The sequence below is a fragment of the Neorhizobium fuzhouense genome (genome assembly GCF_042611105.1).
GTDB classification, from domain to species: Bacteria; Pseudomonadota; Alphaproteobacteria; order Rhizobiales; family Rhizobiaceae; genus Neorhizobium; species Neorhizobium galegae_A.
Window position 1 is genome coordinate 170,951 of sequence record NZ_JBHFFP010000010.1, and the last position, 21,025, is coordinate 191,975.

Below are 21,025 nucleotides of genomic sequence, written 5' to 3' on the forward strand. Positions count from 1 at the left end.
CCTTCGTGGCGGCGTTGTTTTCTGTGGGTTGCTTCATCTAAGATGTGTTGTTTCATCATGTTTTTGGGTGGGCGAACATCTACGTCCAGATCCTTTGTCGAGGATCTGCGCTGCCCGAAGTGAACCGTTTCCTCTTTTGATCCGGAATGGCAGTCGATGCCGGTGGTCCATGCCGCCTTGTTTGGGCAGGCAAAAGATCGCCTTTATCGCGCCGCTTGCGGGTAGAGCAGAGACTAGATCGGGACATGCAGGAAGGGTGCACTATAAAATTAAAACCCTTCAGGTTGCGTTCAGCAAACCGATCAATAAAGGGGCCAACGAACAGTAGAGATAAAAAACTGTATCGTTTGAAGAAAGACAAGCCAGGCAGATCATCGGCTGAGGAAGGCTGGATGGTCCCGAAGCAACAGGGCGCGCACGGCACAGACTGCCGGAAGGTCCGCGCTGAATTAGGGGGAAATACGCATGGACGGTTTGAGGTTTGATATGCCAGATGCCAAGCAGGCTTCCGCTCGTCCGGTCTTGCGCCGGATTCCAAAGCAGGAGCGCAGCCGGGACCGCATCGATGAAATCCTGAAGGTGGCCATGGATCTCATCGGCCAGAAGGGCATCGATGCCGTGACGATGAAGGAAATCGCCGCCCTTTCCGGCGGGCCGATTGCCTCCGTCTATCAGTATTTCCCCAACAAGTCGGCGATCATTGCGATGCTTTACGATCGCTACATCGCCAATGTGACGCAGTTCATGACGCTGGGGCTGAGCGATGTGCGCGGCCCGGATGACATCTGTCGCGCTACCGATGCCATGATCGATCTGTACAATCTCTATGTGCAGGGCAATCCGCAGATCCAGGACCTGATCAATGCCATCCAGGCCGACAAGATGTTGGGGGATATGGATCTGACCGAATCCCGCAGGCTTGCGGACCTGTTTGCCGATGCGACCGACCAGTACATTCCCGAGGCGCTGCGGGCGCAGTATCGTCGCACCACATTCATGATGTGCAACCTGACGGTAAGCGCCGTGCGCATGGCGCTGAAGGCGCAGCCGGAAGAGGCCAAGGAAATCATCGCAGCCTTCAAGCTGTCGACCCGGGCGCAGGTCAGCCTCTTCCTTGATGGCAGCTACGCCTCGCATTGAGGCACTTTCTGCGGTCGATGCATCGTAAGGCCCGAAGCTAGGCATCGCGAGAGCGTGGCCGCCGACAAGGCTCACCACATAAAAATCCAGGAATTGATGGTCGCCGCGGCGGACGACCGTCAAGCCTGATGCGCGGCCGGCATAACCCCGGTCCGGCCGCGCAATCCCTTGCCCGGCCGGTGCATGGCGCACCCGTGCGGGTGCCCGATACAGACAACAGACATGATTTCCAGGAATTGACGGTCGCCGCGGCGGACGGTCGTCAAGCCTGATGCGCGGCCGGCAGAACCCCGGCCGGCCGCGCAATCCCTTGCCCGGCCGGTGCACAGTCGCACCCCTGCCGGTGCCTGATGCAGACAAAAGAATTCCTCCCGGGAATTGACGGTCGCCGCGGCGGACGGCCGTCAAGCTTCATGCGCGACCGGCTACCACCCCAGCCGGTCGCGCATTCCATACCACCAGGCCCCGAGCACGGTGAGCGGCACGCGGAATCGCAGCCCGCCGGGGAAGGGAAGGTTGGGCAGCGAACTCCACACATCGTAGCGCTCGGCATGGCCGGCCACCGCTTCGCCGAGGATCTTTCCCAGAAGATGCGTCGTCGTCACCCCATGGCCGCTGTCGCCATGGGAGAAGTAGAGGTTGGGGCGCAGCTGTCCGATATGGGGAATGCGTGTCAGCGTCAGCGCGAAATTGCCGCTCCAGGCATAGTCGATGCGCACGCCCGCCAACTCCGGAAAGGTTTTCAGCATGTTCGGCCGGATGACGGCGGTGATGTCCTTCGGATCGCGTCCGCCATAGCCGATGCCGCCGCCATAGAGAATGCGGTTGTCGGCCGTGCGGCGATAGTAGTCGAGAATGTAATTGGCATCTTCCACGCAGTAGTTTGCCGGAAGCAGCGCTTGCGCCAGACCCGCCTCCAGCGGCTCGGTCGTCAGCACCTGGCTGGAGACCGGCATCATGCGGCCGCTGATCTCCGGCAGCTGCGGCGGAAGATAGGCATTGCCGCAGACCAGGACATAGCGGGCCCGGACCGCGCCCTTCTCCGTCACGACCCGATAGGGTGTGCCTTCCTCCAGCCGGATCACGCGCGAGCGCTCGAAAATCTGCCCGCCCAGACGTTCCACGGCGCCAGCCTCTCCGAGCACCAGGTTGAGCGGATGGATATGGCCGCCGAGCCGGTCGATCATGCCGCCGGCATAGCGGCCGGTCTTTACGTAGCGGCCAACCTCCTGTGCCGACACCATTTCGAGGCCCGGATGGCCATGACGCTCCCAGTCGGCCTTGTGCGCTTCCATGGCGCGCATCTGCTTGTCGGTAAAGGCGGCAAAGAAGCCGCCATCCACGAGGTCGCAGTCGATGGCGTATTTCTCCACGCGCGCGCGGATGATCGCGGCACCTTCCAGCGACATCTCGCCGAGCCGTGTCGCCTTGTCCTTGCCGTAGCGGGTGGCAATCGTCTGCAGGTCGCGGCTGTAGCCGTTGACGATCTGGCCGCCATTGCGTCCGGAGGCGCCAAAACCGATGCGTTCGGCCTCCAGCACGACCACTCTATAGCCGCGCTCGGCCAGTTCAAGCGCTGCCGAGATGCCGGAGAAGCCCGCGCCGATGATGCAGACATCGGCCTCCGTCTCACCCTGAAGCATCGGGCGCACCCGCCTGTCGCGGGCGCTTGCCGCATACCAGGAGGGCGCATGGCCGGGATTGTCCGTTAAGCCCCGCACTGCCTCAGGCATGGACGTCTCTCCTCAGATCGCAAATCGTTCCGGCCGGTAGGGGCGGGTATCCAGGAACGGCGTCTCGCCGCAGATCTGTTCGGCGATCACCCGTCCCGTCACCGGGCCAAGCGTCAGGCCGTGATGGGCGTGGCCAAAGGCAAACCACAGCCCCTTGTGACGCGGCGCCTTGCCGATCACCGGCATCATGTCGGGCGTGCAGGGGCGGGCGCCCATCCAGGGCTCGTTGTCCAGCCGCTCGCCAAGCGGAAAGATGGTGCGGGCGACAGCTTCGGCGCGGCCGAGCTGCACCGGCGTCTTCGGGGCGTCGCGCAGCGCAAATTCAGCCCCCGTCGTCAGGCGGATGCCCTTGTCCATGGGAGCGAGGAAATAGCCGCGCTCGGCATCCATGGTCCAGCCGTTCAGCACCTTGTTGTCGGTGGTGCCGTAATGCATGTGATAGCCGCGCTTCACGCCGACGAGGAACTGATAGCCCAGCGGCTTTGTCGCCGTGTCGGACCAGGGGCCGAGCGCAATCACCACGTCCTTGCCTTCGACGGGACCGTCATCGGTTGAAACCTTCCAGCCCGTGGCGGTCTGGGCAAGGCTTGTCGCATCGCCCTTGACGAAGCGGCCGCCGAGACTTTCGAACAGCTTGACATAGGCCAGCGTCAAGGCGTGCGGATCGGTGACCGACCAGGGATCGACCCAGGTCAGCGCGCCGACGAAATCGGAGCTTAGATGCGGTTCCTTGGCGGCGAGGTCTGCGGCATCCAGCACCTTGAAGTCGAGATTGTATTCGCGCTTCAGCCGCTCGGCCTCGGCAACCTCGCTATCCTGCTTGGCGCGCGTGCGAAAGGCCTGCGTCCAGCCGTCCTTGCGGATGAGATGCTGCGCGCCGGAGGCTTCGATCAGCGCATCATGTTCTGAAACGGAGTGCTCTATCAGGGGCGCATAGGCGCGCGCGATCACCTGATGGCGGCTCAGATTGGAATGCCACCAGTACCGGCCGAGAAACTTTGCAACGGCTGGAAGGGCGGACAGATCGTAGCGCACGTCGATGCGGTTGTTGAGCGCCACCTTCAGGATCATGCCGAGCTGCTGGGGGAAGGCGTAGGGCACGACGCCCTCGCGCTGGATCAGCCCGGCATTGCCGAAGGAGGTTTCCTCGCCGGGGCCGCGCCTGTCGACCAGCACCACGGATTTTCCCCGTTGTGCCAGATGGAGCGCTGTCGAAACCCCGATGATCCCCGCGCCCAGAACGATTGCATCCGCTGCCATGACTTGCCTTCACTGTGTGCCTGAATTCGACCGAACATGCCCCTCGTGCGCAAGCGGCGCAAATGAAAAGTACAAGCTGTACACATTCTCTCAGGCGCTCTCGCAAGCGCTGCGAAAGCCTGCGCCGCTATGCGGTTGAGATTGCGGCCGCCGCGCCGCGCGCATCCATCCGTCCTGGGGAGACGCCCGTGAGCTTTCGTGACTATGACCTGATAATCGTCGGTGCCGGCTTTTTCGGTGCCACCATCGCCGAGCGCACGGCAAGCGAACTGGGCAAGCGGGTGCTGATCATCGACCGCCGCCACCATATTGGTGGCAATGCCTATAGCGAAAACGATCGTGAAACCGGGATAGAGGTGCACAAGTATGGCGCCCACCTGTTCCATACACCCAACAAGACCGTGTGGGATTATCTCAACCGTTTCACCCGCTTCACCGATTATCGCCACCGCGTGTTCACCTCGCACAAGAACCAGATCTATTCGATGCCGATCAATCTCGGCACGATCTGCCAGTTCTTCGGCCGGCATCTTGATCCGGCTGAGGCGCGGGCGCTGATTGCCGAGCAGGCCGCCGAGCTTGGCGACCGGGCGCCGCAGAATCTCGAGGAAAAGGCGATCTCGCTGATCGGTCGGCCGCTCTACGAGGCCTTCATCCGCGGCTATACCGCCAAGCAGTGGCAGACCGACCCGCGCGATCTGCCCGAATCCATCATCACCCGGCTTCCGGTGCGCTACAATTTCGACAACCGCTATTTCAACGACGCTTACGAAGGCCTGCCGGTCGATGGCTATACGGCGATCTTTGAGCGCATGCTGTCTAATCCGCTGATCGATATCCGCCTCAACACCGATTATTTTGCCGTGAAGGGCGAAATCCCCAAGGGCAAGCCGGTGGTCTATACCGGCCCGATCGACCGCTATTTCGACTACCGCGCCGGCGAACTCAAATGGCGCACCATCGATTTCGAGGAAGAGGTGGTCAGCACCGGCGATTTTCAGGGCACGGCCGTGATGAACTATGCCGATGAGGACGTGCCGTTCACGCGCATTCTGGAGTTTCGCCATTTCAACCCGGAGCGGGCCTATCAGAGCGAAAAATCGGTGATCGTGCGCGAATATTCGCGCTCCGCCACCCGCGCCGACGAGCCCTATTATCCGATCGATACCATGCAGGACAAGCTGACCTACCTTGCCTACCGCAACCTCGCCGAACAGGAAAAGGATGTGGTTTTTGGCGGGCGGCTTGGCACCTATCGCTATCTCGACATGCACCAGGCGATCGGGGCGGCCCTCAAGAGCTTCGAGGCTGACATCCTGCCGCGCTTCTTTGCGTCGGAACGGGCAGCGATCGCCGGCTGACGGCATCGGCTGGCGCCGCCGCTTTTCCGGATCGGCCGGCGGCGCCCAGTTGGCAGGGAACATCCCCACATCCGTCTTGTTGGGCTGACGAAACCAACTTGAAGGAGAGACATGTTTTATACCGACGGCAAGCTGCAGTATCCGGTCCGCGTCGACAAGCCCGATCCCCTGTTTGCGCGTGCGCTTCAGCAGGCTATCGGCGACGTGGAAGGGCAAATCCGCGTGGCAATGCAGTATTTCTTCCAAGCCTGCGGCGCGCGCGGCAATCCCAAATTCCGCGACATGCTGATGAACACGGCAACCGAAGAGCTTGGCCATATCGAAATGCTGGCAACGGCTGTTGCGCTCAATCTGGAAGGCGCACCGCTGTCAGAGAAGGAAGCCGTGGCGCAGGATCCGGTCTCCAGCATGGCGCTTGGCGAGAAGCCGAACCTTGGCACGGCCAAGCCCAACAGCGGTGCTCAGTCCGAACAGATGTAACGGCGGACGCGATCGCAGATGCGCCGAAGCCGGACGTGCCCCGACACATCCGGCTTCGGCTTCTTTATTCTATTCTCGTTGAGGTGATCGCATGAAACGAAGCTGGATTATCTTGGTGGCGGTGGTCGCTCTTGTCGCCCTGTTTTTTCTCACCTCCCGCCCGTTTACCCAAAGCGGCGATGAGCCGGGACAACCGAGCCCGCATGCCATTACGCAGTAAAGGCGGGGGGCATCCGGATCGTCTTATTTTTCAGGAAGACTCAGGAGGGCTTGAACGCCCGTCAGCCGAGTTGCTCGGCAAGATGCGCGCGGGCGCGGTTGACGCGGCTCTTGATCGTGCCGACCGGGCAGCCGCAGCGTTCGGCCGCCACTTCATAGCTCTCGCCCTGGATCAGGATGATGTCCACCGCATCGCGATAGTGTTGCGGAAGGTCGAGCAGGGCGCGGTGAAATTCGCGCGCGCGCACGGCCCATTCCTGCGGCGCATTGACGGTCGGGCGGGCAGAGGCGCAGTCATCCATGCCGATCACCTCACGCTTGGCAAGGCCGAACTTCGTGCAGAACGTATTGCGCAGGATGGTGAAGAGCCAGGATTTGAGGCTGGTGCCCTCCTGGAACTTGTCCAGATTGGCAAGCGCCCGCATCAGGGTCTCCTGCACAAGGTCATCGACATTGGTCGGGCTCCGGTCAAGGCGTCGAGCAAATGCCTTCAGCGCCGGGATCAGTTCGATCATTTCGGCACGGATGCGGGCCTGTGCGGCTTCTGCGTAGTCCACGTCGTTTGAAGACAGGCGCGCAGCACCAAGATGGGCCAGTGCAGGATCGATGAACATATGCGGCTTCCTTCTACCCTCAATCGAGGACAATCCGAGGCTTGCGTCTTGGTTCCTTCCCTTTCCGTCAAACTGATAATTTATCAGCAAAATGCCGGGTGAAACTGCATGGCCGGGCCGGTGCCTTCGCGGGAAACCCTGTCATTCGACTGTCAGACAGAGGTTCTAAGACATTTGACCAGGTGTTGCACGCCTGTGCGGGAAGTCTTCGGTTGACCGGCATCCATGATGTTGGCGGCCTCCACTGTGACGAGTGAACGGAATGAAAAACGGCAGAGGCCCTCGCATGCGTTTCGTCAGTGCCGAGCAAGTGGCGCGGCGGGCCGGTGTGTCGCGTTCGGCCGTTTCGCGCACCTTCACGCCCGGCGCCAGCGTGTCCCCTGCGACGCGCGAAAAGGTGATGCAGGCGGCCCAGGAACTCGGCTACCATGTCAACGATCTGGCGCGCGGCGTCCTCAACAACCAAAGCCGGCTGGTGGGCATCGTTGCGACGCGCCCGGAAGTGGGTTTTCGCGCCCATCTCACGGCAGCGCTGTCCAAGGTGCTGATAAAGCGCGGCAATCTGCCGATCCTCATCAACACAGGGCAGACGGAAGAGGAACTGGTGGCGGCGCAGAAAATGCTGATCGGTCACCGCGCCGAAGCCACCATCATTCTCTCGGGATCGCCACCGGCGAGCTTCTTCGAGCTTGCCCGGCGCAATGGCCAGCCGGTGGTGATGATCGGCCGCTCGGAGCCCGATGCCGACCATGTGCGGGCGGGAAATTCCGAGGCGTCGCAGCAGGCAGCCCTTGCCTTCCTTAAGGCCGGACGGCGGCGTTTCGCCTTTGCCGGCTCCCATTCCGCAACGCCGGCCATTCTGGAGCGGGAAACCGCCTTCGTTGCCGCGGTCGAAGCGGCCGGATTTACGGTGCGCGTCGCGCGCGGTCGCGATTCCGATTACGACAGCGGCGTCGTGGCGGCACGCCAGCTGATGGCGGATAGAGAGGACCTGCCGGATGCGGTGTTCTGCGCCAACGATCTCATCGCCTTTGGACTGATGGATGTGATGCGGCTGGAGGCAGGCCTTGCCGTGCCCGATGATCTGGCGGTGATCGGCTTTGACGATGTGCCGGAGGCCGCCTGGCTCAACTACCGCCTCACCACCTTTCGTCAGGATCCGGATGTCATGGCGAGACGGGCGGTCGACCTGCTCGAGCGGCGGCTGGCAAACCCCGACGCAGAACCGGATGTGGAGCGGGTCATCCCCCTCATCGTCTATCGCGACAGTTTTCGCGGCAAGACGTGACGCCGGATTGCGGGGCGGGCTTTGCCGGCAGGGCGGATCCGCGGCTTGATCGCTACCCATTGGAGATTTGAACGGTTTTGCGGGAACGGCCGACGCTCGCCGGTGTTGAGGGGATGGAAGGAGACATCCCATGCACCGTTTGATCCTCACCACAGTCTTAAGCCTTGGCCTGTCTGCCGGCGCATTGGCCACCGGACCGGCACTTGCCCAGGAGGGCAGCCCGGCCCCGTCTGCCGAAAAATGCACCCTGCCGCCGGCACAGCAGGGTCAGCCATCCGCAGAGACCGGGCGCAGCGGGCAGGGCAGGGCACCTGACCTTGCCGATTGCAACGGCGTCCTGAAGGCGCCGCCCCTTGGGGACCAGGGGCTTGTCGAACCGGCCCCGTCGGTCGGTGAAACGCCGGTAATACGGCCCGGCGATCTGCCGGGCGCAACACAGGCGCCGAACGCAGGCTCCGGCGGCTGATCAGAGGCGCTGCCCGCAGGATTTTTGCGACGCTCGCAATGAGGCACGCCCACAGGACAGGGGCGGGGCGGATCAGTCCTGGCTTTGCCTGGGAGAAACATGCCGATCCCGTAGCGGGCTCGTAGCGGGCGAGTGTCGGCGCCAAACCAAAAAGGCCGCCGCCCGAAGGGGCGCGGCCTTTTTCTGGAAAGCAGCAGAACGCGTGAGCCTACTTCTTGGAAGCGGCCTTGCGGGGTTTTGCGGCCTTCGGCGCGTCTTCCACCGTCTCTTCCGCTTCCTTGGCGAGGCGTGCCTGCTTCAGGCGTTCGGTCTTCTTGTCGCGTGCGACCGATTCCGCGTCGATGATCGCGCGGGCGGTGTGGTCGGTGGTTTCGGCCTTTTCACGGGCAGAGACCTTGCCGGGCTTGAAGAAAACGTCTTTCGTGGCAGTCATCTTGGCTCCTCTCGCAAAGGGGTGAGGGACGGTACGGAGCGAAATTTAGCGACGGCCGCGGACGGCAACCTTCTTGGGCATGGGCAGCAGGCCTTCGCGCTGCATCTTCTTGCGCGCCAGCTTGCGCTGCCGACGAATGGCTTCCGACTTTTCGCGGGCGCGCTTTTCCGACGGCTTTTCATAGGCGCTGCGCGCCTTCATTTCGCGAAAGACACCTTCGCGCTGCAACTTCTTCTTCAGCACCCGAAGTGCCTGGTCTACGTTGTTGTCTCTTACCAGAACCTGCAAAACATCTCCTTTTGCACGGCCGCTAAGGCCATTATGTGCATCTTGTGGTGGTTACTTGCCGATCTTCATCGAGGCGGGATTGAGCCACGAATTGCCCTTTGCGGGCGAGACGGCCTTCTCTTGCATTGCAGAGCGTGTCGACTTTTCAGGATCGATATCGCTCTCGATGATCCGACGGTCGAACGTTTCGTTCTCGAACCGGATCCGGTATTGCGCATGTCCATAGGCAGAGGGCATGACAGCCGATATGCGGCAAATGTCCGTCCGCTCCTGCCTCGAGCCTGCTGCCGCCTTCAAGACAATCATGTCTCCGACGGAATAAGTCGGTCTGCTCATCGCGCATCTCCCGACGTGCTCGCGTAAAACAAAAAGGCCGGGCGTTAACCCGACCTCCTCAAGTCACTCAGCCGATTAACCGCCAGTACATCCGTGGTCGGCTAGGGCGAATGACAATATCAAGCCGCCTGCAGGTTGTCGGCCGAGCTCTTGCCCGAGCGCTTGTCCTGGACGATGTCGTAACGGATCTTCTGGCCATCGGCCAGGCCGCGCAGGCCAGAGCGCTCAACGGCAGAGATGTGGACGAAAACGTCCGCGCCGCCGTTGTCAGGCTGAATGAAGCCGAAGCCCTTGGTGCTGTTAAACCACTTTACGGTACCAGTGTTCATGACGATCTCCTTTGTCAATCGCAAGTTATCCCGACGCGAAACCCGCCGGGCTGATCGATATTTTGAAAGGAAATCGACAGAGCGCCTTAGCTCTCGGACAAAGTCACAACCAAGTTCGATGACGACAATGTATGCTAATTTCCGGAAATGGCAACAGATTTCGCGAAATAAAATTTCTTGCGGTGCAAAAGATCGCGTTGCCGCGGCCGCCTATCCCTTTGAAATTCGAGGTTTTGCAGCGCGTTTTCGGGTGCGGTCCCAAAAGGTCGCACCGTGCCGGATTGGGTGCGGACTACAACCTGAGCGTTAAGAAGGCAAGGGTCCAGAGAGGCAATTTCGCCATCAACGAAGCTTGTCATATAACTTTGGCGCAATGTATGATAGATAATCTTGACGCCGGATGCTCCATGCCCCTTTATGCCCAGAGCCTGTGGGTGGTGCGTGCATCGCGCGTTGCCAGAACCGAATCGCGACAATCAGCCCTTGCATGCAGGGCAGCCGGCAGGCCATTGTTCCATCATCCGGCGGCCCTGTCTGTCGATCAGTTAAATATCACGGCGAAAACGCCGAAGGAGGCTCCATGACCATTCACCAGAACCTGATTGCCGGCGAGTGGGTCGGCAGTGAGGCATCGGAAAACATCAACCCGTCCGACACCAAGGATGTTGTCGGCCTTTATGCACAGGCGACGGCAGAGGATGCCAAGGCCGCCATCGAGGCGGCGCAGGCAGCATTCCCGGCCTGGTCGCGCTCGGGCATTCTGGAGCGCCACGCCATCCTCAAGAAGACGGCGGACGAGATCCTGGCGCGCAAGGACGAGCTTGGCCGTCTGCTCGCTCGCGAAGAGGGCAAGACGCTCGCTGAAGGCATCGGCGAGACCATCCGCGCCGCGCAGATCTTTGATTTCTTTGCCGGCGAAGCGCTGCGCCTGACCGGCGAAATGGTGCCCTCCGCCCGTCCCAATATCGGCGTCGAAATCACCCGCGAGCCGCTCGGCGTCATCGGCATCATCACGCCGTGGAATTTTCCGATCGCCATCCCCGCCTGGAAGATCGCCCCGGCGCTCTGCTACGGCAATACGGTGGTGTTCAAGCCGGCCGATCTGGTGCCGGGCTGCTCATGGGCCATCGTCGATATCCTGCACCGCGCCGGTCTGCCGAAGGGCGTGCTGAACCTCGTGATGGGCCGTGGCTCCGTCGTTGGCCAGGTGATCCTCGACAGCCCGAAGGTCAACGGCATTACCTTCACCGGCTCCACCGGTACCGGCAAGCGTGTGGCGCTCGCCTCCGTCGAGCATAACCGCAAGTTCCAGTTGGAAATGGGCGGCAAGAACCCGATGGTGGTGCTCGATGACGCCGACCTGACGGTTGCCGTCGAAGCCGCGGCCAATTCCGGCTTCTTCTCCACCGGCCAGCGTTGCACGGCATCGTCGCGCCTGATCGTCACGGAAGGCATCCATGATCGCTTCGTGGCAGCGCTGACGGAAAAGCTGCAGTCGCTCACCATCGACAACGCCCTGAAGGCCGGCACGCATATCGGCCCGGTCGTGGATGAAAAGCAGCTCAAGCAGGATACCGATTACATCGAGATCGGCCAGCAGGAAGGCGCAAAGCTTGCCTTCGGCGGCAAGATCCTGGAGCGCGAAACCCCCGGCTTCTATCTTCAGCCGGCGCTGTTTACCGAAGCCACCAACCAGATGCGTATTTCGCGCGAGGAAATCTTCGGACCTGTTGCCGCCGTCATCCGTGTCAAGGATTATGAAGAGGCGCTTGCCACGGCCAATGACACGCCCTTCGGCCTGTCTGCCGGTATCGCGACCACCAGCCTGAAGCACGCCACCCACTTCAAGCGCAATTCGGAAGCTGGCATGGTCATGGTCAACCTGCCGACGGCGGGCGTCGATTTCCACGTGCCCTTCGGTGGTCGCAAGGCCTCGTCCTTCGGCTCGCGCGAACAGGGCAAGTATGCCGCCGAATTCTTCACCGTGGTGAAGACGGCCTATACGCTGGCCTGATCGCCACGACATCAGAGAGAATGCGGGCCGGCGGGGATCCTCTCTCCGCCGGCTTTTTGTTTGGGCTTATCGTGTGTCAGCGCTTGCCCGCTCCGCCCGCCTGTGAAACCTTGCAGGCGGGGTGAGGAGGAAATGTCCCGCATGATCGAACTGCTTGGTACTCAGCTTACGGATCCATTCCGGATCGGATTGATTTTCTTTCTGCTCGTCACGGCCGTGCGAACACGCCACAGCATGGGCATGCGCGCACCGCTTGCCATGGGGGTGGTCTTCGTTGCCATTCTGCTGCCGCTCACCACGGAAGCCGGCGCTGTTGGCGCCACTCGGCTTTCGGCGGTGCTGTCGGGCATCCTCGCCAATGCCGTCATCCTTGCCGTCTTTCTGGCCGGCTGGACCCTTTGGGAACGGCGCAGCCGCTAGAGCATTTCCAGGAAAAGTGTGAAACGGTTTTCCGTCCGGAAATGCGTTAAAACAAAATGCTCCAAGGCGGCGTTGCAGCATCGCGCTCTTCTGTAACGTACGCTTCCTTGACCGGACCGGTTGCTCCGTTGGCCCGGACCTTCTTCCGTGAATCCGTGAAATAAGTATCAGCAGGATTTTGGGCGCGCGAGGTCGCACGCTTGCCAAACGGAAACAGGCTGGCGGGGGGCCAGCCTGTCTGTTCTGCGCAATGTCATAGGAAGCCGGTCGAGGGACCGGCTTCGCTGTGGATCATTTCACGTCGTCCGCAAAGATGTCCTTCTTGTGGGTATTGCCCGGCACCAGCAGCGCGCCGATGACAACCGTCGCGCCGGCGATGATGATCGGATACCACAGGCCGCCATAGACGTTGCCGGTCTGGGCCGAGATGGCGAAGGCGGTGGCCGGCATCAGACCACCGAACCAGCCATTGCCGATGTGATACGGCAGCGACAGGCCCGAATAGCGGATGCGGGTGGGGAAGAGTTCCACCAGCATGGCGGCAATGGGCGCATAGACCATCGTCACCAGCAGGATGAGGTAGGTGAGGATCAGCACGACCCCGAGTTTCTGGCCGGTGAAGATGTCGAAGAAGTTCGAGGCGCGGATGACCGTCGTGTTCTTGTCAGCGACCAGCGGATAGCCGGCAGCTGTCAGCGCGTCATTGACCGACTTGGTGAAGGCGGCAGGCGTTGCCTTGGCGGCATCGCCGGCCAGTTTGCTCACGTCATAGGACGGGATAACCGTCTCGCCGATCTTGATCTGTGCCGTCGTGACAGCCGGATCCTGAACGGAGGTATAGTTCACCGAAGAGCGCGCAAGGGTGGACTTGGCGATGTCGCAGGACGAGGTGAACTTGGCGGTGCCGACCGGGTTGAACTGGAACGAGCAATCGCCAGGAGCCGAGGTTACGGTGATGGCCGTCTGCTGGGCCGCATGCAGCGCCGGGTTCGCCGTCTCCGTCAGGAGCGGGAAGACGAACTTGTAGGTGAGCGCGGCAATCAGGCAGCCGGCAAGGATGATCGGCTTGCGGCCGATCTTGTCCGACAGCGACCCGAAGAACAGGAAGCCGCCGGTGCCGAGGATCAGCGACCAGGCCACCATGACGTTGGCGGTGAAGCTGTCGACCTTGATGACGTTCTGCAGGAAGAACAGGGCGTAGAACTGGCCGGAATACCAGACGACCGCCTGGCCTGCGACAAGCCCGAAGAGCGCGATGAGGGCGAACTTGCCGTTCTTCCAGGTGCCGAAGGCTTCGCGCAGCGGTGCCTTGGAGGCCGCCCCCTCTTCCTTCATCTTCTTGAAGGCGGGCGATTCGTTCATCTGCATGCGGATATAGAGCGAGACCAGCAGAAGCAGGATCGAGCCCAGGAAGGGAACGCGCCAGCCCCAGAGGTCGAAGGCCTTGATCATCTTGGCCGTTCCGTCCGGGTTCATCACGGCGGCACCGGCGGCATCGAGGACAGCGGTCGGGGCCCAGTTGGCGTTCACATAGCTCTGAACGCCGAGGATGACGATCAGCGACAGCAGAAGCCCAAGCGTTGCCGTGGTCTGGATGAAGGCGGTGAAATAGCCGCGCTGGTTGGCCGGTGCGTGCTCGGCCACATAGACCGCGGCACCGCCATATTCCCCGCCGAGCGCCAGGCCCTGCAGCATGCGAAGCGCAATCAGGATGATCGGTGCGGCGGCACCCCAGCTGTTATAGCCAGGCAGCAGGCCGACCAGGAAGGTCGACAGGCCCATGATGAGAATGGTCATCAGGAAGGTGTATTTGCGTCCGACGACGTCGCCCAGCGCGCCGAAGACGAGGGCGCCGAACGGGCGCACGATAAATCCTGCCGCAAAGGCAAGAAGGGCAAAGACGTTACGAGTGGCTTCCGGGAAGGCGGTGAAATACTGCGCGCCGATAATGGCGGCAAGCGAGCCGTAAAGATAGAAGTCGTACCATTCAAAGATGGTGCCGGCGGAAGAGGCCATGATGACCTTCTTCTCCTCGCCTGTCATGGGCCGCGAACGGTCGCGGGCACTCATTTCTACTGCTGCCATGTATGCCTCCTCCTGGCTTTCCAGCCTCCCGGCTGGCCAAATCCACTCAAATTTCCCCCGCGGACGGCCACCTCTCAGACCGCTGGCGGCTCCCGTTCCGGTCCTCACCCGGGCGAAAGATGCAAAACGGTATCGCCCAAGCGATCCGCCCCTCCTTGGCCCCGCCGACAGAAAGGTCGGCGGTGGCTCTTTCGCATCTGCCCCCGACGAAGGGGACGGACAGGAAGACATCCTATTTAACACAACCCAAATATGCCGATCAGAACGACTTTGGTCTAAGGGGTGATCGGGACGCCGCCTTATCCACAGACGCCTTGCGAAGGCGGAGCAATGCAGCCTGCTGCCGGCGTTGAACGGCCGGTGCTAAGCGTGGAAGGGCAGGCGGGCGTCCTGCGGTCCGTAAGCGGAAAGATGCCGTTCCTTGGCTGCCCGCGAGAGCCCCTGCGCTTGGCCTTGTCACCGCTTGGCGATATGACTGTATCGGGCGCCGGTTCGATGTGTGCGTCCCGGTGGCAAAAGAGCATGAGTGACGGGAACAGGTTGATGGATAACAGACGATATTATGCAAACATGGGTGGCCTGCCGGGGCAGACCGAGCTTTTGTCCAGCAAGGCCGTGTTCACGACGGCCTATGCCGTCATTCCCCGCCGCGTGATGACCGATATCGTCACCAGCCTCCTGCCGCACTGGACCGACAGCCGCGCCTGGATCATTGCCCGCCCGATGACCGGTTTTTCCGAGACATTCGCGCAGTATATCGTGGAAGTGGCGCCTGGCGGCGGCAGCGCCCAGCCGGAGCCCAATGCCAAGGCGCAGGCGGCCATTTTCGTTGTCGAGGGTGAATTCACCATCACCCTTGACGGGACGCCGCATGCGTTGCGGGAAGGCTCCTTTGCCTATCTGCCGGCAGGCTCCGCATGGACGATCAAAAATGGCTCGCAGGCGCCGGCAAAATTCCACTGGGTGCGCAAGGCATTCCAGGCGGTTGAAGGCCTGGAACGGCCGCCTGCAATCTTTTCCCATGAGAGCGAGCATGAGATTGCCCATATGCCGGATACCAATGGCGCCTGGGGCACGACCCGCTTCATCGATCCGTCCGATATCCGCTATGACATGCACCTGAATATCGTCACGTTTGAACCCGGCGGCACCATTCCCTTCATGGAAACCCATGTGATGGAGCACGGCCTCTATGTGCTGGAAGGGAAGGCTGTCTACCGGCTGAATTCCGACTGGGTGGAGGTGGAAGCCGGCGACTTCATGTGGCTTCGCGCCTTCTGCCCGCAGGCCTGCTATGCCAGTGGACCGGGCCGCTTTCGCTACCTCCTCTACAAGGACGTCAACCGTCACGTGGATCTTTGGTAAAGGGCTACTGACCGCCAGCGGCATGGTCGAAGGCAGGATTTTCAGGGTCAGGATTCAGAGATGTCCGGCTCCTACTTGATCGGACGGGGATCGCCCCAATGTGCGGAGATGCAGCCACCCCCTGGTGCTCAACGCGACGAGGCGTTATTCGGCGATGAAAATCTTGTCGGCACCGGGGATCTTCAAGAGAGCCTCCAGGCGTTCCGGTGAAACCAGGGGCAACTGCGTCTTCAACATGTCCGCAAGGGCCGGGGGCAGGTCGGAAAGCTGCGCAAATGCAGTGCCGGGCTGCGCATAATTGAGGATGGTCCGGATGTCGGCCTCGGCATGGCCATGCGCCAGATCAAGGACGGCGCTGGAAACGCGCTTCCACTGCGCCATGCGCGCCGTGATAGCGGGCATTTCCGACGGCGCGTAGCTTTGCGAATATCCGAGCAGCATCGCCTGCTCGGTTGCCGGACGCCCGAGAAACCAGCGGACAAATGCAAGCCGGGCCCAGAGAAAACCGTTCGTCGGTTCGCATTGCAGACCCTTGACCGACACGTCATCGATCCGCCGCAGCTTTTCGAGCCAGGCCTCGCGGTTTTCGCTCGGGGTAATTTTGTCTGCCTGCCACGTCAAAAGATCAACGAGGGCGATGATGCCATCGTGATTACACGACGCAACGATTGCGTCAGATCTCCTCAGAGCGTCATCAACAGCGGGGGCCGACAGGGGTTCCCCCGCATAAGCGAGCCTTCTCAGTTGCAGCAGATCCCGATATTCTGCTGCCATCGGCAAAAATCGCATCTGCGAATAGTTCACCGCCGCCAATGCCGCGAGCAAAGCCGCGGCGATGACTGGCTCACGTTTCATGATCGACATAGTAGGAGCTGTAACGCGAGCTGTAATAATCGGACGAGCCGTATTCGCGGTACAGCTTGAGCTTCTGCACGTCGACCTTGTTGAGGACAACGCCGAGCGTCCGTTCAGCAATCTGGTGTTCCGTCACCAGTGTCTGCTTGACCACCTTGCGAGAAACCGCACCCCATTCTACCACCATGATGAAACCGTCCACACGGCCAGCGATAGAACGCGCGTCAACGACAGGTGCAAGCGGTGGCAAGTCAAGGACGACGTAATCATATTCAGCCGAAACACGGGTGAGCAGTTGGTGCATCTGGGGAGATGCCAGCAGTTCGGAGGAGTGTGTGATGCGACGCTTCACGACCACTGGAAGGAAATCGAGACCTGACGTCGCATCATGCAGCAAAAGCGAGGTGTAAGGCACGCCTTCCGTCAAAACCTGGATAAGCCCTGCCTGCGCATGTTGCCCAATTGCACGGGTGGCGCCCGGATTGCGCAAATCGGCGTCGATAAGCAGGGTGCGCCCGCTCTTTGCCAGAACCTGCGCCAGATTAAGGGCGATCGTCGACTTGCCTTCGCCAGGCAGGGTGGACACCAAACCGACGATCTTGCTCGACTTTGTAATGTTCAAGTCGATTGCGATCTTGCAGCTTCGCAGCGTTTCGGAAAAGGAAGACAGCGGATAGTTGATCGAGAAGTTCGATACACTGCTCCGGAAGTGAATATCCTTTTCACCCGGCGCCGCTACAGCGGTATCAGTCTTCTTGGCGATCTGCGGCGTCGCACCGAGATATTCGACACCCAGGACATCACGCACTTGGTCACCGGTGCGAAAGAAGCGATCACGAAATTCCCGGAAGGCCGCGATACCGCACCCTAAAATCAATCCAAACACCAAAGATATCGCTAGGACGAGAGGCCTGCGAGGACTGCTCGGCACACCGGGCCCGACAGCATTCGAAATGACGCGTGCCTCCGTAACGGGGAATGACTGCTGTTGTACCGCTTCCTGATAGCGCTGAAGAAATGTCTGATAGAGATTCTTGTAGGCCTCGGCCGAGCGCTCCAGTTCACGCAACTGAACCTGTGTTTCACTTGCTGCGACACTGACACCCGTCGCCTTGCGCACGCCCTCGGTGATGTTGCGTTCCCGGGAGCGGGCTACTTCCAGCTCACTCTGATAGCTTTCCGCAATCCGCTTCAACTCATCAAACATCAGTCGGTTATATTCCGACATCTCCTGGCGAAGGCGTACAGCCTGCACATGATCCGGTCCAAGTCGCTTAGAGATCTCGGACTCCAGTTTGGATGCGTTCAAAAATTTTTGGCGCAACGTATTGATGACGGAACTGTCAAGGGCATCGGTGACGATCGCATCCGTCTGACCGCTTGCCAATATCTCCTGAATACGGTCGTAGCGTGCCTGTGCGCGCGCAGTATCTGCCCGGGCAACAATAAGCGCGCTGTTCAACTCGGTCAGTTGCTGATCGGAAACAAGTCCGTTGCCTGCCGTCACAAGCCCATTGGCCGCTCTGAATTTCTGTACGGCGAGGTCGGAAGCGAGCGATTGCTGACGCAATTCCTCTATTCTATCCTGAAGCCATTCACCGGCACGTCGGGTTGCCTGATATTTTGCATCGAGCTTATCGTTAATGTAAGACTCTGCAACAGCATTGGCGACCGCTGCGGCCATGCCCGGCGACGGCGATGTGAAGTCGATTTCAAGAACGTACGCTCGGCCAACGCGCTGGATGGCCAGCCCACCCTGAAGGCGTGCAAGAGCAGACCGACGAAACGCTTCTTCAGGGTCAATAAGTTCGCCAGTTTCTCTTGATATCAGGCCAATAGAGGCAAGTAAACTCCTGATACTGGAGTTAATGGTGGCGAGAAATGACCCGCCGGAAGCCATGAACTCGGGATTATTTTGCAGCTTCAAACGGTCGACCGTGGCGAGGCCAATCGTGTCGGATTTTAAAAGCTCGACCTGGCTTAGTACAGATGCCTCGTCATCTAAGACGCCGCCGATCGTTGAAAGCTGCTGGACAACCTCGCTGTTGCCACGGTCAATCAGAACGCTGGTCGACGCCGTAAAAAGGGGGACGGCGGTGAGAAGGTAGGACGTCCCAATCGCCAATGCAAATACGACTGCCGCGGCAACAACAATCCATTGTCGCCGGGCAATCGCCAAAAGCTGGTCAATATTGATCTCGTGCGCAACCGGTTCACCCTGGCCTGCATCTGGGTTGGTGACAAAAACAGGGTGTTGGTTCACCGGGTCATCCTAATCGTAGAATCGTTGAGATATCAGCCGTTCGCGGTAGGGCTAACAGAGGTGCCGCCCCCGCCATTGTTGTTATTGCCACTTCCCGAGGACGTTCCTCCGTCGGAGCCGGAGAAAGTGCCCGATCCGCTACTGGTGGAAGTCGAATTTGTTGCAGTGGCGCCGCCACCTGTTGTGCCTGTGATGCCACCGTCTCCGCCGGTTACACCTGTTAGTTCCCCTGTGCCCGCGCCAATGACTCCAGTCGGTTCGCCGCCAAACGCCGGAGTTTCAGCTGTGCGGACGCCTGAGTTGGCGTTCAGGCGTTTCGCTGCCTCTGCCAGTTGATTGCTGGAGGAAATAGCCACCTGAATCTGGGCGGCGGCCAGCTGATTCTGCGTGGCGGCCAGAGCCGCTGCTGCAAGATTTGCTCCTCTGACCATTGCGTCTGCCTGAGCCGTGTCTGCGGTCTGTCCCGCAGCCTGAAGGGCAGTCAGTGCCTCGGTCAGCTTACCCTCTGCCGTTGCCGCAAGCAGAAGCGAAGCCACGAAAGTGGAAAGCTCCCCTGCAGGCGTGGTGAGAAGACTTTGTGGATTGGCAAGAAAGGCAGCAAGCTGCTCAGACGATGCGGCAACGACGGCCGTAGTTGATGGAGAAGGTGGCGGAGCGCCTGCGTTTCCGCCGTTAGCCGTCGGCCCCGGCGCCTGGTCGGCGGGCAGAGTTTGAGCCGCAACCTGCCCGGCCAACAACAGTGCCAATCCGGAAACGATGATCTGAGATTTTTTAAGCATAGTGCCCATATGAGCAATCCTCTTCAAGCTTCCAGCGCGCTGATGCCGAACACATCATCACGTCTGGCTGGTCGATTGACCGAATTCAGTTTTTCGGCCGAAACCGAGGTGCCTATTACTGGTTGCGAATAGTGTCGCGTGTATTTGCCACGTTATTGACCGAAGATGTGGCCGAATTCAAGATTGTCAGGAACTTTGTCAACTCAACAGCGTCCGATGTAGAAACGTATAGCACATCTTTGTTCTGCATGGGGAATTTCTGCACCGCAAAGAAGCCGGACGGATCTCTAAGGTTTGCGCGGAAGATCACGGGTACAGTTTCAGACTTGAAACGAGACGTGTCAACGCCAAGGTTTGCCAGGAAGCTTTTGCTCTCGTTGCGATACAGAAGAACTGCCCGCGGCTCTGCTTTGTCGTCGAGAAGACCGCCCGCTTTCGCCAGTGCGTCGCCCAGCGTCAGGTCGGAATCTTCAAAGTCAAAACTGCCGCTCAGGCCCGTCACGCCGAATGCCAAATACGTTCGCTTGTCACGGCGGACGATGATGGTGTCACCTGGCTGAACATAAATGTTTTCTGCAGAATTCCGCGCCAATGTATTATATGCGGCAGTTGCCTGCTTTCCGCGACGCTGAAGCGTGATCGTGGTCTCCGCAGCGGCAGCGCTGAGGCCTCCAGCCTCGGAGATCACGTCAAGGATACGCTCGCCAGAAGGGCTGAGCGTGATCTTCTTCGGCGAATTGACATCGCCCAGAACCGCGGCTTCCATCGAGTGACTTTGACTTACGGAGACCACAACCTGGGGCTCGATGGCGCGGTTGGCCAAGCGGCTGGCGATTTCAATTTGCAGATCACTGACCGTTTTACCAGCGGCGCGCACGGAGCCTGCGTAAGGAACGCTGAGATTGCCCTGGCGATCAACGGTTTGACTCGGCAAGGTGATATAGTTTCCGGGCCGCGCGCCTGCGTCGGCTGGAATGAACAAGCCGCCGGCCTGCGCTTCAAACACCGACACCTGCACGACGTCGCCCACGCCGAGGACGATGTCCGGGATGCCATCACGCGTTGCGCCAAATCCCTTGCTCAAACTGCCTTCAGGAGCCGTTGATATGTGGCTGAGAACTGCGCTGTTGATGTCAACCAGCGCATAATCAATGCCAACCTTCTGGTCGCCGGTGCCCACCGTTACGGCGGCGCCAGAACCGACAACATGCTGATCCGGCCCGGACCGGGGCAGGGAGGTGCATCCTGCCAGAAGACCCGCTACCGCGATTGCTAAAATTCGATTTGTCATCATCCC

19 protein-coding genes and 1 pseudogene are annotated in these 21,025 nt (G+C 60.5%); 8 read left to right on the forward strand and 12 right to left on the reverse strand.

Annotation, left to right across the window (positions count from 1 at the left end):
* Positions 1–486: 486 nt before the first annotated feature.
* Positions 487–1,140 carry a TetR/AcrR family transcriptional regulator gene (locus ACEXP3_RS18005; RefSeq protein ID WP_377298481.1) on the forward strand — a complete coding sequence of 218 codons (654 nt, stop codon included), beginning with the start codon at positions 487–489 and terminating at the stop codon, positions 1,138–1,140.
* A 425-nt stretch (positions 1,141–1,565) separates the two neighbouring features.
* On the opposite strand, the gene ACEXP3_RS18010 is transcribed toward ACEXP3_RS18005, so the two are convergent.
* Both ACEXP3_RS18010 and ACEXP3_RS18015 read right to left on the reverse strand, forming a co-directional pair.
* Entirely contained in the window at positions 1,566–2,873 is a 1,308-nt protein-coding gene (locus ACEXP3_RS18010) for an NAD(P)/FAD-dependent oxidoreductase (RefSeq protein ID WP_377298482.1), read from the reverse strand.
* 12 nt (positions 2,874–2,885) lie between these two features.
* Positions 2,886–4,133 (reverse strand): NAD(P)/FAD-dependent oxidoreductase, encoded by a 1,248-nt coding sequence (locus ACEXP3_RS18015; RefSeq protein ID WP_377298483.1) that lies wholly within the window; start codon positions 4,131–4,133, stop codon positions 2,886–2,888.
* A 188-nt stretch (positions 4,134–4,321) separates the two neighbouring features.
* Between ACEXP3_RS18015 and glf the strand changes: the two genes are divergently transcribed.
* Both glf and ACEXP3_RS18025 read left to right on the forward strand, forming a co-directional pair.
* A complete protein-coding gene (gene glf, locus ACEXP3_RS18020; RefSeq protein WP_377298484.1) occupies positions 4,322–5,494 on the forward strand; it encodes a UDP-galactopyranose mutase in 1,173 nt (390 codons plus the stop codon).
* Between the two features lie 111 nt (positions 5,495–5,605).
* Positions 5,606–5,914, forward strand: a pseudogene (locus tag ACEXP3_RS18025) (manganese catalase family protein); the annotation flags it as partial.
* A gap of 341 nt (positions 5,915–6,255) precedes the next feature.
* Here the strand turns inward: ACEXP3_RS18025 and ACEXP3_RS18030 are convergent.
* Positions 6,256–6,807 (reverse strand): sigma-70 family RNA polymerase sigma factor, encoded by a 552-nt coding sequence (locus ACEXP3_RS18030; RefSeq protein ID WP_210103501.1) that lies wholly within the window; start codon positions 6,805–6,807, stop codon positions 6,256–6,258.
* A 286-nt stretch (positions 6,808–7,093) separates the two neighbouring features.
* On the opposite strand from ACEXP3_RS18030, the gene ACEXP3_RS18035 reads away from it, so the two are divergent.
* On the forward strand, positions 7,094–8,095 hold the full coding sequence (locus tag ACEXP3_RS18035) for a LacI family DNA-binding transcriptional regulator (RefSeq protein WP_377298485.1): 1,002 nt from the start codon (positions 7,094–7,096) through the stop codon (positions 8,093–8,095).
* 130 nt (positions 8,096–8,225) lie between these two features.
* Positions 8,226–8,561 carry a hypothetical protein gene (locus ACEXP3_RS18040; protein ID WP_377298486.1) on the forward strand — a complete coding sequence of 112 codons (336 nt, stop codon included), beginning with the start codon at positions 8,226–8,228 and terminating at the stop codon, positions 8,559–8,561.
* A 208-nt stretch (positions 8,562–8,769) separates the two neighbouring features.
* Here ACEXP3_RS18040 and ACEXP3_RS18045 read toward each other — a convergent pair whose 3' ends face one another.
* From ACEXP3_RS18045 to ACEXP3_RS18060, 4 genes are all read right to left on the reverse strand, one after another.
* Positions 8,770–8,994 (reverse strand): hypothetical protein, encoded by a 225-nt coding sequence (locus ACEXP3_RS18045; RefSeq protein WP_210103498.1) that lies wholly within the window; start codon positions 8,992–8,994, stop codon positions 8,770–8,772.
* Positions 8,995–9,039: 45 nt separating this feature from the next.
* Positions 9,040–9,282 carry a 30S ribosomal protein S21 gene (gene rpsU, locus ACEXP3_RS18050; RefSeq protein ID WP_210103497.1) on the reverse strand — a complete coding sequence of 81 codons (243 nt, stop codon included), beginning with the start codon at positions 9,280–9,282 and terminating at the stop codon, positions 9,040–9,042.
* 51 nt (positions 9,283–9,333) lie between these two features.
* The gene (locus ACEXP3_RS18055; RefSeq protein WP_210103496.1) at positions 9,334–9,618 is read right to left on the reverse strand and encodes a cold-shock protein; all 285 of its coding nucleotides are present in this window, start codon (positions 9,616–9,618) and stop codon (positions 9,334–9,336) included.
* Between the two features lie 119 nt (positions 9,619–9,737).
* A complete protein-coding gene (locus tag ACEXP3_RS18060) occupies positions 9,738–9,947 on the reverse strand; it encodes a cold-shock protein (protein WP_210103495.1) in 210 nt (69 codons plus the stop codon).
* A gap of 580 nt (positions 9,948–10,527) precedes the next feature.
* On the opposite strand from ACEXP3_RS18060, the gene ACEXP3_RS18065 reads away from it, so the two are divergent.
* Positions 10,528–11,961, forward strand: coding sequence for an aldehyde dehydrogenase family protein (locus tag ACEXP3_RS18065; protein WP_210103494.1), 1,434 nt, complete (start codon positions 10,528–10,530; stop codon positions 11,959–11,961).
* 141 nt (positions 11,962–12,102) lie between these two features.
* Complete coding sequence (locus tag ACEXP3_RS18070) at positions 12,103–12,381, forward strand: hypothetical protein (protein WP_210103493.1); 279 nt, start codon at positions 12,103–12,105, stop codon at positions 12,379–12,381.
* 291 nt (positions 12,382–12,672) lie between these two features.
* Here ACEXP3_RS18070 and ACEXP3_RS18075 read toward each other — a convergent pair whose 3' ends face one another.
* Positions 12,673–14,466, reverse strand: a complete 1,794-nt coding sequence (locus tag ACEXP3_RS18075) for an MFS transporter (protein WP_377298487.1) — start codon at positions 14,464–14,466, stop codon at positions 12,673–12,675.
* A gap of 543 nt (positions 14,467–15,009) precedes the next feature.
* On the opposite strand from ACEXP3_RS18075, the gene ACEXP3_RS18080 reads away from it, so the two are divergent.
* Positions 15,010–15,831 carry a bifunctional allantoicase/(S)-ureidoglycine aminohydrolase gene (locus ACEXP3_RS18080; RefSeq protein ID WP_377298488.1) on the forward strand — a complete coding sequence of 274 codons (822 nt, stop codon included), beginning with the start codon at positions 15,010–15,012 and terminating at the stop codon, positions 15,829–15,831.
* A 144-nt stretch (positions 15,832–15,975) separates the two neighbouring features.
* On the opposite strand, the gene ACEXP3_RS18085 is transcribed toward ACEXP3_RS18080, so the two are convergent.
* From ACEXP3_RS18085 to ACEXP3_RS18100, 4 genes are all read right to left on the reverse strand, one after another.
* Positions 15,976–16,695, reverse strand: coding sequence for a hypothetical protein (locus ACEXP3_RS18085; RefSeq protein WP_377298489.1), 720 nt, complete (start codon positions 16,693–16,695; stop codon positions 15,976–15,978).
* Positions 16,676–18,949, reverse strand: coding sequence for a GNVR domain-containing protein (locus ACEXP3_RS18090; protein ID WP_377298490.1), 2,274 nt, complete (start codon positions 18,947–18,949; stop codon positions 16,676–16,678). The genes ACEXP3_RS18085 and ACEXP3_RS18090 overlap by 20 nt, the downstream gene beginning before the upstream one ends.
* Before the next feature lie 32 nt (positions 18,950–18,981).
* Entirely contained in the window at positions 18,982–19,737 is a 756-nt protein-coding gene (locus tag ACEXP3_RS18095; protein WP_377298491.1) for a hypothetical protein, read from the reverse strand.
* 106 nt (positions 19,738–19,843) lie between these two features.
* Positions 19,844–21,022 carry a polysaccharide biosynthesis/export family protein gene (locus ACEXP3_RS18100; protein ID WP_377298492.1) on the reverse strand — a complete coding sequence of 393 codons (1,179 nt, stop codon included), beginning with the start codon at positions 21,020–21,022 and terminating at the stop codon, positions 19,844–19,846.
* Positions 21,023–21,025: the final 3 nt, after the last annotated feature.